Below are 17787 nucleotides of genomic sequence, written 5' to 3' on the forward strand. Positions count from 1 at the left end.
GCGGCCAGACGCCGGGACCACCGGGGTCGCAAGTCGAGTGCCCGTCACAGAGGGACGGTGGTGCACGCCGACCGCCATCACGGTCGATCGACGTGCGACCGCCACTCCGCCCGAAGCGGGGCCCCCGGCCCGGGCGGCCTTGCGGAGACCTGAGCGGACGAGCCCGGCGCGTGGCGCCCTGCCCCGGCCTGGTCTCGACCGTGGGACAGCATCACCGCGAGGGCGCCTGCGGCCTTCGACATCCACCGCCGTGAGCCAGCTCTGGAGCCCAGGAGTACGGGATCGCTGGGGTGTTGGCGCACACGGTCACCTCACACGGTCACGTAGCGGCAGCCGAGGAAGACCGCTTCGTTGGCGTACGACGTGGTCACGCAGACGTAGTGGTCCCCAGGACCGACCGGCAATGTGGCCTGCCACCCGGTGTGGCCGTTGACGCCGGGGAAGGACCGAGCCACGTCAGGACGGGGGACGATCGTCGGCACCCATGTCGTCTGACCGCGGACCGACACCTGGACCCCGAAGGACGCCGTCGGACGCGAGGGATCGAAGGCCCACCCGCTCACCCGCAGCTGCCCGCCGCTCGCGACGGCCTCGTCGAAGCCACCCCGCGGGATGGTGGTCGTCGTGGTGACGTCCCTGCACCCGAGAGACGTCACCGTCCCCGGCACCTCCAGGTCGACGGCAGCGACACACACCCGGTGGGTCCCTGCCTGCACGACGACATCCGTGGCCCACCCGTGAGACGCACCCGCGTGGGGGTATGCCGCACCGACATCGGGCCGCGCCATCTCAGCGAAAGCCCCCGTGGGAGGAGCCCCGTCCACCGTGACGGCGATCGAACTGGTCCGACGAGGTTGATCGGGGTCGAAAGCCCAGCCACTCGTCTGGATGCGCGCTCCGGCGACGGTGACGCCGTCCCAGCTGCCCATCGGAGGAGTCGCCCCCCCGATGAAGTCGCGACAACCCAGAGCCGTGGTCGCTGCCGTGCCAGAGCTGTCGATGGCGTAGGCGCACACCGACGTCGACCGACCGGCGCTGAGGGTCACGAGCGCCTCCCACCCGTGGGCGGGCCCTGCTCCCGGGAAGGCAGCAGAGATGTCCGGACGGTCTCGGTCAGCTCGCACCGGTTGACCTAGGCCGTTCGCGTAGACGTGCACCTGGATGGACGCGGAAGGCTGGTCCGGGTCGAGGGCCCAACCACCCACCCGGACCTGGTAGCCCTCCCGAGAGCCCCCATCGAAGCTGCCGACGGGCGAGGTCGATCCCGTCCGGAGGAGCCGGCACCCCAGGAGGGCGCTCGACCGACCGTTCAGAGCGATCACGTAGACGCAGACGTCGTGGTCACCTGGGCTGGTGGCCAGGGTGTACTCGAAGCCATGGGCTCCCCCGGCGCCCGGGAAGGCCACTGCGATGTCGGGACGAGGGCGATCGCTCGACAGCGGCGCGCCCCGCCCGTCCACGTACACGTGCACCTGGACCGAGGCCGAGCGCTCCGCGTCGTCCAGAGCCCACCCAGCCACCGTGACGGCGCCGCCCGCACTGGAGGCGAGTTCCCAGGCGCCACGTGGGGAAGCCGACGACACGGTGACCGTCCGGCACCCCAGTGACGCGTTGACGCGGGCCTGGACGTCCATCAGGTAGAGGCAGACCGAGTGGGAGCCTTCCGACGCAGCGAACGTCGTGGAGAACCCGTGCCGGCCGCCGCTGCCCGGGTAGGCGGCCGTCACGTCCGGTCGCGGGGCGTCGGCGACGAGCACCCGCCCGACCCCGTCGACGTAGGCGTGCACCTGGATCGGCGTCGACGTCGCGTCGGGATCCAGACCCCATCCGGCCAACGACAGTGCTGACCGCCCGGCCGTGAGCACGTCCCAGTTGCCGGTCGGCGCGCGCACCTCCGTCTGGACGAGACGGCAGCCCAGCACGGTGTGCGGCGAGACGCCGTCGGTGTCGATCGCATAGAGACAGACCTGGTGGTCCCCGGGAGCCACCCTGGCGGCGAACGAGAACCCGTGGGCGCTGCCGGCGCCCGGGACCGCGAGCGCGACATCGGGGCGGGGGAGGTCGGCGCGCGCACTGCTCCCCACCCCGTCGACGTACACGTGCACGACGCTCGTGACCGTAGGCCGATCGGGGTCGACCGCCCATCCCGAGACCGTGAGGGTCGGGCCGTCCACCGACGTGACGTCCCAGGCACCCAGCGGCGACGAGGTCGGGGCCACGACAGCGCCGCTGACGGTCGACCCGTCAGCACCATCTGCGGTGGCCCCCTCGCCGGGTCCCGGAGCCGATCCGGTGGGGGCCCCTTCCGCGGGGAGTGCCTCGTCGGACCGGTCACCTCCAGTGCCGCCAGGCGGGTCTTGGACCGCGGCGGTCCCGGAGACGGGCGAACCAGGTGAGACGTCGACCGACGGGGGCTCCGACGGCACCGCATCGGACCCGACGGGCGTGTCCGTCGCGCTCGTCGGAACCTCGTCCTCCACCGAGGCGACCGGCGTCTCGGACACCTCGGCCGCGGCGGGTGCGATCCCCAGACCCACTCCCGCGGCCCAGACGGCGCCGATCAGCGCCGCCCCCGTCCACCGTCTCGTCGACATGAAGCGATCCACGCCCGCTCGTCCCGCCCTCCGGTCCACCTCCCCGGGTCGGGGCGCGTGGATCGTCGCACGGCACACGCCTCGGGAGGGCTCGATCTGACGCGCGCCTGCGGTACTCACGTACGGAACGTCCGGCACCCCAGCAGCGAGTTGCCGGGGCCATCGGCCACGTCCAACCCGTAGGCGCACACCGTGTGGTCACCGGGGGACACGCTCGCGGAGACCGACCAGCCGTGTGCGGGCCCAGCGCCTGGGAAGGCCGTCGCGATGTCTGGACGCTGCGCGTCCGCCGTGGTCGTGACGAGGCGCCCGTCCACGTACACGTGCACGGGGATGGAGGTCGACAGCGCGTCCGGATCGAGGGCCCAACCAGACACCTGGACGACCCCGTCCTGCCCCGTGATCCCGTCCACCGAGCCCACCGGCCACGACGCTGGCCGCACCAGGGTCCTGCACGAGAAGAGGGAGTTGCCAGGGCCGTCGGCCACGTCGATGCCGTACACGCAGACCTGGTGGGTTCCCGGGCCCACCGGGACCCGGACGGCCCACCCGTGCGCTGCGCCCGCGCCGGGGAAGGCACCAGCGATGTCGACCCGTGTGCGGTCCGCCGTCAGGACCGTCGGTGCGCCGTCCACGTACACGTGCACCGGGATCGAGGCCGCGGGTGCATCGGGGTCGATGCCCCAGCCCGCCAGCTCCAACGCGCCGCCGACCGCGTCTGCTCGGTCCAGGGACCCCACCGGCCAGGCCACTCGTCGGACGACCGTGTGACACCCGGCCGACGAGTTGCCCGGGCCGTCGACAGCATCGATGGCATAGACACAGATCTCGTGAGCCCCCGCTGTCACCGGGACGGATGCCGACCACCCGTGCGCAGCTCCCGCGTCGGGGAAGGCGCCGGCGATGTCCGCCCGCAGGCCGTCCGCCCGGACCACCGTCGCCACCCCGTCGACGTAGACGTGCACCGGGAGAGAGGCCGTCGGGGCATCCGGGTCCAGTGCCCAGCCGGACACCACGAGGGCTCTCTGCCGGACTGCCAGGTCGTCGATCGAGACCAGGGGCCAGTGCGCCTGGACGACCACCGTGGCACAGGAGAGCCGTGCGTTGTTCCCACCGTCACTGTCGATCGCGTAGACGCAGACCTGGTGGGTCCCCGTCGTGACGCTGGTCGACCACCGGTAGCCGTGGGCGGGTCCGGCTCCTGGGAAGGCGCCCCCCACGTCGGGCCGGGAACGGTCCGCGGTCACCGGGGTCCCGGCGCCGTCCACGTAGACGTGGACCGGGATGGAGCGGGATGCCGTGTCGGGGTCGAGAGCCCAACCCGACACGGTGAGCGTGCGACCTGAGACGGACACGGCATCCACGGAGCCGACAGGCGGCACCCCGACGGTTGCTGTGACACCGCCGCCGGCCAACCGCACCACGGCGGCCGACCCGGTCGTCGAGGTGACCGCGACGGAGAAGTCGCCACCGGCCACGGGGACCGCCCTTCCCACCGGCAGCGCCGTCTGCAGGTCACCGCCCCACCCGTTCGCCCGGGACGGCGTCCCGTCCAGCAGCAGCGAGGTGTCCGACCCGCCGGAGGCGCGGCGCAGCACGACACCCGAGTTGAGCCCGTACTGGTTGTCCCGGTTCCCCAGCCAGGCGTCCCGCCCGCTGGCCTGCCGGTACTCCAGCCAGTAGACGGTCCCGTTCGAGGCGGTCAGCTGGACGGCCCGGGTGCCGGACGTCGCCGAGACCGGCGCGAGCGTCACCGTCGTCGCCGGGCTGGACGGGGTGAAGGCGACGCGCTGTGCGGCCGGCAGCAGCCCGAGGCGCGCTGCCTGGACGGCGTTGAGCGAGCCGACCTGGCCCCACGAGATGCCCATGACGTCGTAGAGGTCGTAGTAGGAACGCGTCTGGCAGGTGCCGCCCTCCAGCACCCCGTCGCACTGGTGGGCCGAGGAGTGACCGAGACCGAAGTTGTGGCCCAGCTCGTGGGCCATGACCGAGAGCCCGACCGCCTGGACGTAGGTCTGCCCACCACTGCCGGTGGACGAGCCGACGGTGCCCAGGCCGTAGCTGCACCCCGGGTTGGACGGCGAGGGCGCGATGTAGAGCATCAGGTGCTGTCCGCCGCGCCACGTCCAGCCGATCTGGTTGGCGACGTCACCCCACAGTGCATGGGGTTCCCTGCACGTGCGGGACGACGTGACCCAGCCGGTGACCGGCGCAACGGCGTCGATCCGGATGGCGCCCGCGCTCTGCGAGGACCAGAAGTCCGCGACGGGTCCGTCGACCTGGGCGAGCAGGGAGTCGGTGGTGGTGCCGTCGATGGCCCCGCCGGCGGGCCGCACCAGCACGACGGTGACCGTGTGGGTCGGCGCGGCGCCGGCGGCCGCGACGGTCGGGTCCGGGGCAGCAGCCTGGAGCACGGCGGCGTCCAGCACCTCGCGCGCCTCCTGGAGGCCCTGCTCCGAGCTGGCCTCGTCGGTGAGTTCGTCGCCGACGGTGACCGCGACTGTCGAGCCGACGGTGGCGGCCGGCAGGTCCTCGGTGGGCACCCGGACGGCGTCGCCGCCGCGGGGCTGGATCCAGCTCAGCGGGCCCTCGTCCGCGTGGTCGGCGTGCCCGCCCTGGTCGTCCCCCTCATCGGCGCGCTCGTGGTCGTGGGCCTGGGCCTCCTCGGCAGTCGGGTCGGGCCAGGCCTGCACCAGTTCACCGACGACGGTGTCCCCCGCGTCCACGGGGGTGGGGTCCGCGGGCGTCACGGGAGGCGCCGGCTCCTCGGAGGCGGGAGCCGATGCGGTCGGCGTGGGGGGCGCGGAGGGTGCCGGGACCTCAGTGGCGGACGCCTCGACGGGGGGCGTCTCGTCGGTGGGCGCCGCGCTCGAGGGGTCCGCCGGCGCCTCCGACGTCTCGACGGCCGCACCGGAGGGCGTGTCCGTCGCCCCGGCCGAGGCGACCGGGCCGACCACGACCGTCGCGAGGACCGCGACGGACGCGGCCAGCACCCTGGACCGCAGGGCGCGGTGACGACGACGAGCTGTGTGCACGAGAACTCCTGAGCAGAGGGGACCTGATCAGGCCATCGACCTGCACCGGAGCGCTCTGGAGGCACGTCACCCGCTAGGGGTAGCGACGCGACACCTCCGTGGCGGCAGCCCCGTACCCGCCCCCGAAGAGGACCGCGTGGAGCAGCAACGGGTGCAGCTGGTGCAGCCCCAGCCGGTCCTCCCAGCCGTCCGCCAGCGGGTGCACCTCCTGGTACCCGGCGACGACGTCGGCCAGGTGTGGCGCACCGAACAGGTGCAGCAGCGCGAGGTCGGTCTCGCGGTGTCCGCCGTGCGCGGCCGCGGCGTCCACCAGCCACACCCGCCCGTCCTCGGACCACAGCAGGTTGCCGCTCCACAGGTCACCGTGGATGCACGCCGGTGGCTCCTCCGGGACGTCGACCAGGTGCGCGCAGGCCCGTTCGACGTCGCGCGCCTGGGACGTCGTGAGCGTCCGCGCGTCCACGGCGGCCCGGACCAGCGGCAGCAACCGGGCCTCGGCGAAGAGGCCCGCCCAGGACCGGTGCGGCGTGGGGTCCAGCGGGACGGTCGCGGCGAACCCGGCACCGCCGAACGCCGGTGCCGGGGTGTCGTGCAGCCGGGACAGGGCGGCGCCGAACGACCGGGCGGCCGCCTGCGTCGGCGTCCCGGTGGGCACCCACTGCAGGGTCAGCGAGGTGGCCGTGACCGCACGCACCGCGGGCAGCGGAGGACCGCCCTCGACGCGCAGCCAGTCGAGCCCGCGGGCCTCCGCGGCGAAGAACCCCGCCGGCGCCCCCGGCAGCTCCTTGACGAAGACCGGTCCGTCGGCCCGGTCCTCCCGGAACGCCGCGCAGACGTCCCCGCCCGGGACCGGGACCCGACGGCTCACTCGTCGTCGGAGTTCATCAACCGCCGTCCGGCCTCGGTGATCGACCCGGACAGCGACGGGTAGATGGAGAACGTCTGGGCCAGGTCACCGACCGTCAGGCCCTTGCTGACGGCCAGCGTGATCGGCAGGACCAGCTCGGAGGCGCCCGGGGACACCACGACGCCACCGACGACGACGCCGGTCGAGCGGCGGGCGAAGATCTTGACGAACCCGTCCCGCATGTCGCTCATCTTGGCGCGGGCGTTGGTGGCCAGGGGCAGCTGCACGGACTCGATGTCCGAGCCCTCGACGATCGACTTCTCCTGCACCCCGACCGTGGCGATCTCCGGGTGGGTGAACACGTTGCCGGCGACGGTCTTGAGCCGGATCGGGCTGACCGCCTCGCCCAGCGCGTGCCACATCGCGATCCGGCCCTGCATGGCCGCCACCGACGCCAGCTGGAAGACCCCGGTGACGTCGCCCGCGGCGTAGATGCCGGGCACCGACGTCCGGGACACCCGGTCGACGACGACGTGACCGGCCTGCGAGGTCGCCACCCCGCACTTCTCCAGGTTGAGCCCGTCGGTGTTGGGCACGGTGCCCACGGTCATCAGCGCGTGCGACCCGGTGACCACCCGGCCGTCGGTGAGCCGGACCTCGACGCCGGTGGCCGTGCGCGTGACCGACTCGGCGCGGCCCCGCTCGGCGATCTTGCCGCCGCGGGACTGGAAGACCTTCTCCACCACGGCGGCCGCGTCGGCGTCCTCACCGGGCAGCACCTGGTCGCGGGAGGACACCAGGGTCACCGGGACGCCGGCCTCCAGGTACCCAGAGGCGAACTCGGCCCCGGTGACGCCGGACCCGACGACGACGAGGTGCTCGGGGAGGTCCTCCAGGTCGTAGACATCCCGCCAGGACAGGATCCGCTCGCCGTCGGGCTCGGAGCCGGGGAGCACCCGGGGGTCCGCGCCGGTGGCGATCAGCACGACGTCGGCCTCGAGCTCCTCGCGGACCCCGCCGTCGCCGTCGCAGACCTCGACCCGGTGCGCGATGAGGCCGCGGATCTCGTCGGAGAGCCGGGCGTGCCCGCTGATGGTCCGCACGCCGACGCTGTCGAGCCGGGCGTGGATGTCCGCGGACTGGGCGACGGCCAGGCCGCGGATCCGCTGGTTGACCGCGGCGATGTCCAGGCTGACCGTGGCCCAGTCCGAGCCCTGCAGGCCCAGCACGGCCGAGTCGCGGACCGCGGTCATCGCGCCGGCGGCGGCGATGAGGGTCTTGGAGGGCACGCAGTCGGTGAGCACGCTGGCACCACCGAGTCCGTCGCGTTCCACGACGGTCACCTCGGCACCGAGCTGGGCGGCCACCAGGGCGGCCTCGTAGCCGGCCGGTCCGCCGCCGATGATCACGATGCGGGTCATGTGTGGTCCAACTCCCGGGCTGAGCGGTGGGTGTGCAGCCCCAGTCTCCCCGCTCGCGACGGTGTCGTCCGCCACCACCCCGGTCAGGCTCGCCACACGTCCAGAGCTCAGGCGGTCCCCCGCACGTCGAGCCGGTAGGTCACGTCGACGACGAAGCCGTGGCCGTCACCGCCGCGCATCGCGACCTCGTGCTGCCCGGCCCCGAGCGGGGACAGCGATCCCCAGAGGCCCCAGACGGACATCCACACGGGCCTGCGGGACCGGTTCACACCGTTCAGGAAGCCGCCGCGCACGACGAACGGGTCGTGGGTGGCGACGACGTCGACGGCGGTGTCCACCCCGTCCACGGACAGGGTGCCGAACGCCTGCTCGACCACCTCCGGGCGCTGGTCGACGAACCACATGGTGAAGACGGGGAAGAACAACTCCCGGCGGGGAGGGACCACGAGGTGCCGGACGACCGGGTCACCGCCGTAGGAACCCGCCAGGAACCAGACGTCGTCTGGTTGGTGCAGTCCGCCGCGGGCTCCGGACGTGTCGGCGATCGGGCTGCGGAAGAAGCTCGGTGTGGCAGCCCACTGGACCCATCGCGCGGCCAACCCCTGTGGCGAGCGGGATAGGTACTGGTTCTGCGGCGAGGAGGACGTCACGGCGTCGAACGTAGGTGCGGTCGTGCACGCCGCAGCCACGACCCCGGCCCCGTTGCGGAGCTGTGACCTCCCCCGGGGTGTGAGTCAGCCGAGGGCCGGCGGGTCCGCCAGGAACGTCGCCACCAGCTGCCGCGCCGCCAGAGCCGGCGTCAACTCCCCCGCCAGCACCTGCTGCTCCAGGCCCGGGGCCGAGGACCGCACGGCCGGGTGCTCGCGGAGCCGGGCCTCCAGGCCGTCGCGGACGAGCTGCCAGGTCCACCGCACCTGCTGGCTCTGGCGACGCCGGTCGAACTCCCCGGAGGCCCGCAGCCGGTCGGTGTGGGCGACGACCTGGGACCACACCTCGGCCAGGCCCTCCCCGGTGAGCCCGGCGCAGGTCAGCACGGGCACGTCCCAGTCGCCGGTGCCGCGCAGCATCCGGATCGCCCCGGCCAGCTCGCGGGCGGCCGTGCGGGCCTCACCGGCGGCCGGGCCGTCGGCCTTGTTGACGGCGATGACGTCGGCGATCTCCAGGATGCCGCGCTTGATGCCCTGCAGCTGGTCCCCGGTGCGGGCCAGGGTCAGGAACAGGAAGGTGTCGACCATCTCGGCGACGGTGACCTCGGACTGCCCGACGCCGACGGTCTCCACCAGCACCACGTCGTGGCCGGCCGCCTCGACGACGACCATGGACTCCCGGGTCGCCTGGGCGACCCCGCCGAGGGTGCCGGCGGTGGGCGAGGGCCGGATGAACGCGGCCGGGTCGACCGACAGCCGTGACATCCGGGTCTTGTCCCCCAGGATCGACCCGCCCGATCGCGCGGACGACGGGTCGACGGCGAGGACGGCGACCCGGTGGCCGGCGGCGGTGAGGTCCACCCCCAGCTGGTCGATGAACGTGGACTTGCCCACCCCGGGCACCCCGCTGATCCCGACCCGCTGCGCGCCCCAGGCGTGCGGCAGCAGCTCCACCAGCAGCTCCTGCGCCTGCTCCCGGTGCTCGGGGCGCCGGGACTCGACCAGCGTGATCGACCGCGCGACGGCCCGCCGGTCACCGGCGAGCACGCCCTCGGCGAGCGCCGGGACGTCGACCGCCCGCGCCATCAGTGCCCGAGTCGGCTGGCGAGCTCGCGCAGCAGCTCCTGAGCGGCCTCGGCGATGACGGTGCCGGGCGGGAAGACCGCGGCGGCGCCCATCTCCTTCAGCGTCGGGACGTCGTCGGGCGGGATGACCCCGCCGACCACGATCAGCACGTCCTCGGCACCCAGGGCGGCCAGCGCGTCTCGCAGCGCCGGCACCAGGGTGAGGTGCCCGGCCGCCAGCGAGGACACCCCGACGACGTGCACGTCGGCCTCGACCGCCTGGCGGGCGACCTCCTCCGGCGTCTGGAAGAGCGGGCCCACGTCGACGTCGAAGCCGAGGTCGGCGAACGCGGTGGCGATGACCTTCTGCCCGCGGTCGTGGCCGTCCTGGCCCATCTTGGCCACCAGGATGCGCGGCCGGCGGCCCTCGGCCTCGGCGAACTCCTCGGTCAGCGCGCGGGTGGTCGCCATCGGCCCGGACTCCCCTGCCTCCTCGCGGTAGACCCCGGAGATGGTGCGCACCTGGCCGGCGTGCCGGCCGTAGACGGCCTCCAGGGCGTCGGAGATCTCCCCGACCGTGGCCTTGGCCCGGGCGGCGTCGACGGCCAGGGCGAGCAGGTTGTCCTCCAGTCCGTTCCCGCGGGTGCCCTCGGCGGCGGCCCGGGCGGCGTCGGTCAACCGGGCCAGCGCGGCCTCGCAGGCGGCGGTGTCCCGCTCCTCGCGCAGCTCCCGCAGCCGCTGCACCTGCTGGGCCAGCACGTCGGCGTTGTCGACGCGCAGCACCTCGATGGCCTCGTCGGCGTCCACCCGGTACTTGTTGACCCCGATCACCGGCTGGCGGCCGGAGTCGATGCGGGCCTGGGTGCGGGCGGCGGCCTCCTCGATGCGCAGCTTGGGGATGCCGTCGCTGATCGCCTGCGCCATCCCGCCGTGCGCCGCGACCTCCTCGATGTGCGCCCACGCCTCGGCCGCCAGGTCGTGGGTCAGCTTCTCCACGTACGCCGACCCGCCCCACGGGTCGATGACCCGCGTCGTCCCGGACTCCTGCTGCAGCAGCAGCTGGGTGTTGCGGGCGATCCGGGCGGAGAAGTCCGTCGGCAGCGCGAGCGCCTCGTCCAGGGCGTTGGTGTGCAGCGACTGGGTGTGCCCCTGGGTGGCGGCCATCGCCTCCAGGCAGGTGCGGACGACGTTGTTGTAGACGTCCTGCGCGGTCAGCGACCAGCCCGAGGTCTGCGAGTGGGTGCGCAGCGACAGCGACTTGGGGTTGGTCGCGCCCTCCCGCTCCACCAGCTTGGCCCACAGCAGCCGCCCCGCCCGGAGCTTGGCGACCTCCATGAAGAAGTTCATCCCGATGCCCCAGAAGAAGCTCAACCGGGGCGCGAACGCGTCGACGTCCATCCCCGCCGCACGGCCGGCCTTCAGGTACTCCACGCCGTCGGCGAGGGTGTAGGCCAGCTCCAGGTCGGCCGTGGCCCCGGCCTCCTGGATGTGGTAGCCGGAGATGGAGATCGAGTTGAAGCGCGGCATCTTCTGCGACGTGTACGCGAAGATGTCGCTGATCACCTGCATCGAGGGCCCCGGGGGGTAGATGTAGGTGTTGCGGACCATGAACTCCTTGAGGATGTCGTTCTGGATGGTCCCGCTCAGCTGCTCGGGGGCCACCCCCTGCTCCTCCGCCGCGACGATGTAGAGCGCGAGCACCGGCAGCACGGCGCCGTTCATCGTCATCGACACGCTCATCCGGTCCAGCGGTATGCCGTCGAAGAGCTGGCGCATGTCGTAGATCGAGTCGATGGCCACCCCGGCCATGCCGACGTCGCCGGGCACCCGCGGGTGGTCGGAGTCGTAACCGCGGTGGGTGGGCAGGTCGAAGGCGACCGACAGGCCCTTCTGCCCGGCCGCCAGGTTGCGCCGGTAGAAGGCGTTGGACGCCGCAGCGGTGGAGAAGCCGGCGTACTGCCGCACGGTCCACGGCTGGGTCGTGTACATCGTCGGGTAGGGGCCGCGGCCGAAGGGCGGCAGACCCGGGTACCCGTCCAGGTGGTCGAGCCCAGCGAGGTCCTCGGCCGTCAGCAGCGGTGGGACCGCGATGCCCTCGGGCGTCTCCCACGCGGCCTCGCCGACCGACCGGCCGGTGTGCGCGGTGAACGCCGCCGCCCAGTCCGCAGCGGCGTCGGCCTGCGCGGGGACGCCGAGGTCCACGGACCCGAAGTCGGGGATGGTGCTCATGCCCGCGCTCCCAGCAGCTCGTCGAGGGTGGTGCCCAGCACCGCGACGGCGTCGCAGCCGGTGAACACGTGGCCGTCCACGCCGTCCACATCGGGGTCGGGCTTGCCGGCCAGCCACACCCGGGTCGCCCCGGCCGCGCGCAGCTCGGCGACCAAGCCGGCCGCGTCGGCGCGATCACGGTCGGACCCGCAGATGCAGGCGACCGTCGTCCCCGCGTCGGCGAAGCCGGAGGCGCCGTCCCCGGTGGGTGTCGCCAGGCCGCCGGCCTGGAAGAGGTTGCTCGCGAAGGACACCCGCGCGGTGTGCGCGGCGGGCTTGCCGATCGTGGCCAAGTACACGGCGGGGCGGGCGTCGGCGGCGTCGGCCCGGTCGCGCAGCGCCTCGAACGCCTCGGCGGCCCGCACCCGGGGCAGACCGCCTGGTCCCGGGGGCAGCACCTCGGCGGCCGGACGGCGGCGGGGCAGCCCCTCGGCGGGGTTCGGGAACTCGCTGACCCCGGTGATCGGGTCGCGGCGGGTGGCCAGGCGCGACGACCTGGCCTCCCACGCAGCGGCGACCCGGGCGTGCACCAGCCCCGAGGACAGCGCCGCGGCGTACCCGCCGGCGCGCTCGATCTCGGTGAACCAGTCCCAGGCCGCGTGGGCCAGGGCGTCGGTGAGCGACTCGACGTACCAGGAGCCCCCGGCGGGGTCCAGGACCCGCGCGAGGTGGGCCTCCTCGGTCAGCAGCGCCTGGGTGTTGCGGGCGATGCGGCGGGCGAAGGCGTCGGGGAGGCCGAGGGCTGCGTCGAAGGGGGTGACCGTGACCGCGTCCGCCCCGCCGACGCCGGCGGCGAAGCAGGCCACCGTGGTGCGCAACATGTTGACCCAGGGGTCCCGCCGCGTGGTCATCACCGAGGACGTGACGGCGTGCTGCCGCATGCCCCGGGCCTCGGCGGAGACACCGGCGACCTCGCCGACCCGGTCCCACAGACGGCGGGCGGCGCGCAGCATCGCGATGGTCGTGAACTGGTCGGCGGTGGCGGCGAACCGGAACTCCAGCTGGGTGGCCGCCTCGTCGAGGGACAGCCCGCCGTCGGTCAGCGCCCGGAGGTAGGCGACCCCCGCGGCGAGCGCACAGCCCAGCTCCTCGACGGCGGTGGCACCGGCGTCGTGCACCACGGTGGCGTCGACGACGACGGCTCGCAGGTCCCCGTGTGGCGCGGCCCGGCGGGCCAGCTCGGCGAGGCCTCCCAGGCTCTGCTCCTGCCCGGAGGTGGCGTGCACGCCCAGCGGGTCCAGGCCCAGCGAGCCACCGGGAGCCAGGTCGGTGCGGCCCTCGACCAGGTCCAGGAACGCCTCGGCGGCGGGCACCCCGCCCTGCAGGGTCACCGGCGCGAGGTCCAGCAGCACGTCGGTGAGCACCTCGCCCAGGGAGTCCACCGGGACCGCGCCGTCACCGAGCACCAGCCACAGGGAGGTGACGCCGTGTTCGAGGTCGGCGGCGACAGCCTCGCGGGTCGTCGCGACGTCGGGGTCGGCGTGCCGCTGCCGGACGTCCCAGCCGGCCGGGATGCCGCCGCCGGCGGCCTGCGCGTCGACGGCCGAGGGGGCCGGCCGGACGACCCGGCTGCCGCGCACGTACGGCGGTGCCCCGGGGACGCCGGTCGGGGGCAGGTCGGCGACGTCGGCCGCGCTGTACAGCGGGGCGACGTCGACGCCGGTGGCCACGGTGCGGCGCAGCGCGTCCTCCACCGGGTCGGGCAGCTCCTCCCGACCGGCCTTGCGCAGCACCCCGGCCACCGCCTCGCGCCACTGCTCGCGGGTGACCGCGGGGAAGCCCGCGGCCAGGGACAGCTGCGCCGGGGCGGCGGGCTCGGCGGGCACCTGGGCCGCGTCCATGGGGGACTCGGCCGTGGCGTCGTGGTCTGACTGGTGGCTCATCGTCGGGTCACCGGCTCTCGGGAGAAGCGTGTTGGCTTTGTACCGCAGGGGTCAGACAGAGCCCGACCGGGAGGGCGCAGGAGTGGCGGGGTTCACAGCGTCGGCGGCCAGGGCCGTCAGCGCCGTGCGGGCCAGCAGCCGGACGCCGACGCCGATCGCGCGCTCGTCCACGTCGAACGTGCCGCGGTGCAGGTCCAGGGGTTCACCGCCGCCGTGCGTGCCCAGCCGGGCCAGCGCGATCGGCAGCACCTCGGCGAACCAGCCGAAGTCCTCGCCGCCCATCGACTGCGGGGACAGGACGACGCCGTCCTGCCCGACGGTCTCCAGCGCGGCCGAGCGCAGCAGGGCGACCCCGCGCGGGTCGTTGACGACCGGCGGGACCCCGCGGACGTACTCGACGTCCACGGTGGCCCCGGAGGTCTCCGCGACCTGCCGGATCAACCGGCGCACCATCTCCTCCGCGGCGTCCCAGACCGTGCGGTCCAGCACCCGCACCGTGCCGCGCAGCATGCCGGTCTGCGGGATGGCGTTGGCGGCCACGCCCGAGCCGACCGCACCCCAGACGAGCGACATCCCGGCGCGGGGGTCCACCTGTCGGGACAGCAGGCCGGGCACCTCGGTGATCACCCGACCCAGGGCGTGCACCAGGTCGACGGTCAGCTGGGGCCGGGCGGTGTGCCCGCCGGGGCCGGTCAGCGTGACCTCCAGCCGGTCGCAGGCCGCGGTGATGGACCCGGTCCGCAGACCCACCCGGCCCACCGGGACCGAGGGGTCGCAGTGCAGCGCGAAGGCCCGGGTCGCCCCCTCCAGCACTCCGGAGGCCACCACCTCCAGTCCCCCGCCGGGCACCTGCTCCTCGGCCGGCTGGAACACGCAGCGCACCGTGCCGGGCAGCGCGTCGAGCTCGGCGAGTGCCTGCGCGACGCCGAGCAGCACCGTGGTGTGCACGTCGTGCCCGCAGGCGTGGCACATGCCCTCGCGGGTGGAGGCGTAGGGCACGTCCTTGAGGTCGGCCAGCGGCAGCGCGTCGATGTCGGCGCGCAGCACGACCACCGGTCCCCCGCGGCCGACGTCGCAGACCAGCCCGGTGCCGTTGGGCAGCCGGCGCGGGGTCAGCCCGACCTGGCGCAGCTGGCGCTCCAGGTAGGCCGTCGTCTCGTGCTCGACGAAGCCCAGCTCGGGGTGGGCGTGCAGGTGCCGCCGGACCCCGACCAGGTCCTCGTGGTGGGCCTCGACCCACCGGTCCACCGTGTCCTGGGCACTCACGCAGGCGCCCCCGGCAGGGCAGCCGGGTGCGGCAGGCCGTCGCGCAGCTCGGCCAGCAGGCTGTCCACGACCGGCTCGAGACGCCCGTCGTGGGCCTCGGCGACGGCACGCTGGCGCTGGTAGGACCCGCCGACCTCGATGACCCGCAGCACGTCGGTGAGCTCCTCGGTGCAGTCCAGCCGCCGCGCCGTGGGCATCAGCTCCTCGACCAGGTCGCGCAGCGCGTCCTTGACCGGCCGCACCGTGCCGCGCTCGTCGACGATGATCTCGGCGTCCAGGCCGTAGCGGGCCGCGCGCCACTTGTTCTCCCGCAGCACCCAGCTGGCCGGCACCGGCAGCGTGTAGCCGCGGTCGATCTCGCGGTCGAACTGCTCGACCAGGCACTGGCTGAGCGCGGCCACCGCACCGATCTCGTCGAGGGTCGGCAGGCCGTCGCAGATCCGCAGCTCGACGGTGCCGAAGTCCGGGTGCGGGCGGATGTCCCACCACACCTCGCGGACGCTCTCGATGGCGTGCGTGGAGATCAGCGTCTCCATGTAGCGCTCGAAGTCGTCCCAGCCCGAGAGCTGGTAGGGCAGCCCCGCCGTCGGCATGCCCTCGAACACCTTCGAGCGCGCGCTGGCCAGGCCGGTGTCGGCCCCGACCCAGTACGGCGAGGACGCCGACAGGGCCAGGAAGTGCGGCACGTACTGGGTCAGTGCGTTGACGATCGGGATGATCTTGTCCGGGGAACGGACGCCGACGTGCACGTGGACGCCGAAGATCTGCAGCCGGCGGGCCAGCCACTGCATCTTCTCGACCAGCTGGGTGTACCGCTCCTTGGGGCTGATCTGCTGGGTCTGCCAGTCGGTGATCGGGTGGGTGCCCGCGCACATGAGGCCGAGCCCGCGCCGGTCGGCCGCCTCGACGACCTCGGCCAGCGTGCCGGCGAGGTCGGCCTTGGCCTCGGCGACCGTGCCGCAGATGCCGGTGATGATCTCGATCGTCGACTGGAGCAGCTCGTGCTTGGCCTTGGGGTGCTCGTCGGCGTCAGCGGGCTTGAGCTCGGCGAGGATCTCGGTGGCGCCCGAGGTCAGCTGCCGGCTCTCGCGGTCGATGAGCTGCAACTCCCACTCGACCCCCAGGCTGGAGCGCTCGGAGGAGGTGAAGGGGATCTGCACGCGGCGAGTCTAGGGAGGGAACCCCGACCCCGCTGACCTACGACGCCGCGGTGGCCAGGCTGGGACGGACGTGGGCCCAGCGCTCCGCGGGCACCTTGCTCTGCACGTGGGCAGCGGCAGCGGCGGTCGCCTTGGACCCGAAGGAGTCCTGGTCGATGCGGAACATGCACGCGTTGCGGCCGATGACGACCAGTCCGCCACCGTCGAGCACCTTGCCTGCCCCGTCCCTGGCGGGCTCTTGGCGGTACACGCTGTCCAGCGCGGCCCAGGGGACGAAGTGGACGTCACCGTCCTCGTCGACGTGACCGACCCCGTCGTCGGCGAGGACGAACCGCCGCTTCTTGGCCGCCCCCGGCAGGACCCGGACGAGCGCTGACGGGCGGAGGGTGCGGCCGCTCGGCACGTCGCTGCTCCAGCCGCAGGCACGCCAGCGGTCCAGGCCGGGCAGGCCCGCGAACTCCGACCACTCCGGGACCTGGAGCAGGGCCGAGGCCCACACCGCGCGCGCGGCGTCGCGCACCATGTCGACGGTGACGCCGGCGTAAGCGACCTGGATGTCGGTGTTGGAGGTGTGGACGAGACCCAGGAGCTCGCTGACCGCGGCGTCGATGAGGTCCCCCAGCAGCAGGTCGTCCTCGTCGGCGTCCTCGAGTTCCTGCTGGGTCCCCTCGACCACGTGCGCCAGCTCGTCGGGGCTGGGACCGGCCTGGCACAGGGCGCGCCACTGCTCCCACAGGATGGTGGCCACGGCCCCCTCCTGGCCCTCCCGCGCGTCGACCGCCAGGACGATCTCCCGACGGCCCCGGTCGACGTCCTGGGTGACGATGCCCGACGAGTAGCTGAGGCCCCTCTCCGTGCGCGCCACGTCCTGGACGCGCTCGCGCACGACGTCGAGCGCCACCCGCAGCGCCGGGTCCCACGGGCCCGTGGACGTCACCATCAGGCCGACGCCCGCCGCCCAGCTCTTGCCCCAGGCGGCGCCGTGCTGCTCGCGCGCCGCAACCGCGTCGTGGACCGGCCGGGGCCCGCGCGGGAGGTCCAGTCGCAGACCCTCGGGCAGCTCGCCGTGACAGACCAGGACCGCGTTCTCCGCGACGAACCACCGGCGGGCGTGGGCCGTGATCGTGTCGTCGGACAGGTACTGGGGCCCCGGGCCCCCGGGGTAGGCGACGCCGAGACCGCTCAGCCCGTAGCGCTGGGCGAACATGCTCTCCACGAAACCGCCGACGCCGGAGCAGTCCTCGGCCTGCAGCACCCCGATCTCGGCATCGGCGCGCGCCAACGACAGCTCCCGCAGACCCGTGCAGACACCCTCGATGAAGGCAGCCACCGCCGCGGGGCGCCCCGTGGCGTGGAAGTGCGTCGAGTCGACCGTCGTCATGCCGTTCCGCTGGAGGTTGCTCTTGGGCAGGGTCCCCATGACGAGGTGCTCGACCAGGTGGGTCACCTCGCGCGTCGCGAAGGTCTCGTCCCGGACCCCCACGCCGAAGACGAGTGCCATGGTCGTACGCCGGGCACCCGGCAGGTGGAGGACCCGGACGCCGTCGATCTCGATGCGCTGCACGGCGAGATGATGTGTGTCCCGGCCGTCGGGGGCAACGA

General features: G+C 73.8%; 11 protein-coding genes. All 11 read right to left on the minus strand.

Translation table 11 applies throughout. The features are described 5' to 3' along the window. Window positions 1–311 precede the first annotated feature (311 nt). The gene (locus AC0IVP_RS03615; protein ID WP_471754639.1) at window positions 312–2219 is read right to left on the minus strand and encodes a hypothetical protein; all 1908 of its coding nucleotides are present in this window, start codon (window positions 2217–2219) and stop codon (window positions 312–314) included. Window positions 2220–2710: 491 nt separating this feature from the next. Then, window positions 2711–5344, minus strand: coding sequence for a zinc-dependent metalloprotease family protein (locus tag AC0IVP_RS03620; protein WP_471754641.1), 2634 nt, complete (start codon window positions 5342–5344; stop codon window positions 2711–2713). 358 nt (window positions 5345–5702) lie between these two features. Beyond that, window positions 5703–6497: a fructosamine kinase family protein gene (locus AC0IVP_RS03625; RefSeq protein WP_471754643.1), complete on the minus strand. Its 795-nt coding sequence runs from the start codon at window positions 6495–6497 to the stop codon at window positions 5703–5705. Next, complete coding sequence (locus tag AC0IVP_RS03630; RefSeq protein ID WP_056288911.1) at window positions 6494–7897, minus strand: NAD(P)H-quinone dehydrogenase; 1404 nt, start codon at window positions 7895–7897, stop codon at window positions 6494–6496. Before AC0IVP_RS03630 ends, AC0IVP_RS03625 begins: the two co-directional genes overlap by 4 nt. A gap of 107 nt (window positions 7898–8004) precedes the next feature. After that, the gene (locus tag AC0IVP_RS03635) at window positions 8005–8547 is read right to left on the minus strand and encodes a hypothetical protein (RefSeq protein WP_471754645.1); all 543 of its coding nucleotides are present in this window, start codon (window positions 8545–8547) and stop codon (window positions 8005–8007) included. An 84-nt stretch (window positions 8548–8631) separates the two neighbouring features. Further along, the gene (gene meaB, locus AC0IVP_RS03640) at window positions 8632–9630 is read right to left on the minus strand and encodes a methylmalonyl Co-A mutase-associated GTPase MeaB (protein WP_471754647.1); all 999 of its coding nucleotides are present in this window, start codon (window positions 9628–9630) and stop codon (window positions 8632–8634) included. Continuing rightward, window positions 9630–11837, minus strand: a complete 2208-nt coding sequence (scpA, locus tag AC0IVP_RS03645; RefSeq protein ID WP_056288920.1) for a methylmalonyl-CoA mutase — start codon at window positions 11835–11837, stop codon at window positions 9630–9632. The genes meaB and scpA overlap by 1 nt, the downstream gene beginning before the upstream one ends. Then, window positions 11834–13759, minus strand: coding sequence for a methylmalonyl-CoA mutase subunit beta (locus AC0IVP_RS03650; protein ID WP_471754649.1), 1926 nt, complete (start codon window positions 13757–13759; stop codon window positions 11834–11836). Before AC0IVP_RS03650 ends, scpA begins: the two co-directional genes overlap by 4 nt. A gap of 51 nt (window positions 13760–13810) precedes the next feature. Then, a complete protein-coding gene (locus AC0IVP_RS03655) occupies window positions 13811–15025 on the minus strand; it encodes an amidohydrolase (RefSeq protein WP_056288922.1) in 1215 nt (404 codons plus the stop codon). After that, window positions 15022–16185, minus strand: coding sequence for a glutamate--cysteine ligase (locus AC0IVP_RS03660; RefSeq protein WP_056288925.1), 1164 nt, complete (start codon window positions 16183–16185; stop codon window positions 15022–15024). The genes AC0IVP_RS03655 and AC0IVP_RS03660 overlap by 4 nt, the downstream gene beginning before the upstream one ends. A gap of 37 nt (window positions 16186–16222) precedes the next feature. Then, window positions 16223–17749, minus strand: a complete 1527-nt coding sequence (locus AC0IVP_RS03665) for a peptidase M16 family protein (protein ID WP_471754651.1) — start codon at window positions 17747–17749, stop codon at window positions 16223–16225. Window positions 17750–17787 lie beyond the last annotated feature (38 nt).

It is taken from the genome of Klenkia sp. AC732, assembly GCF_979256525.1.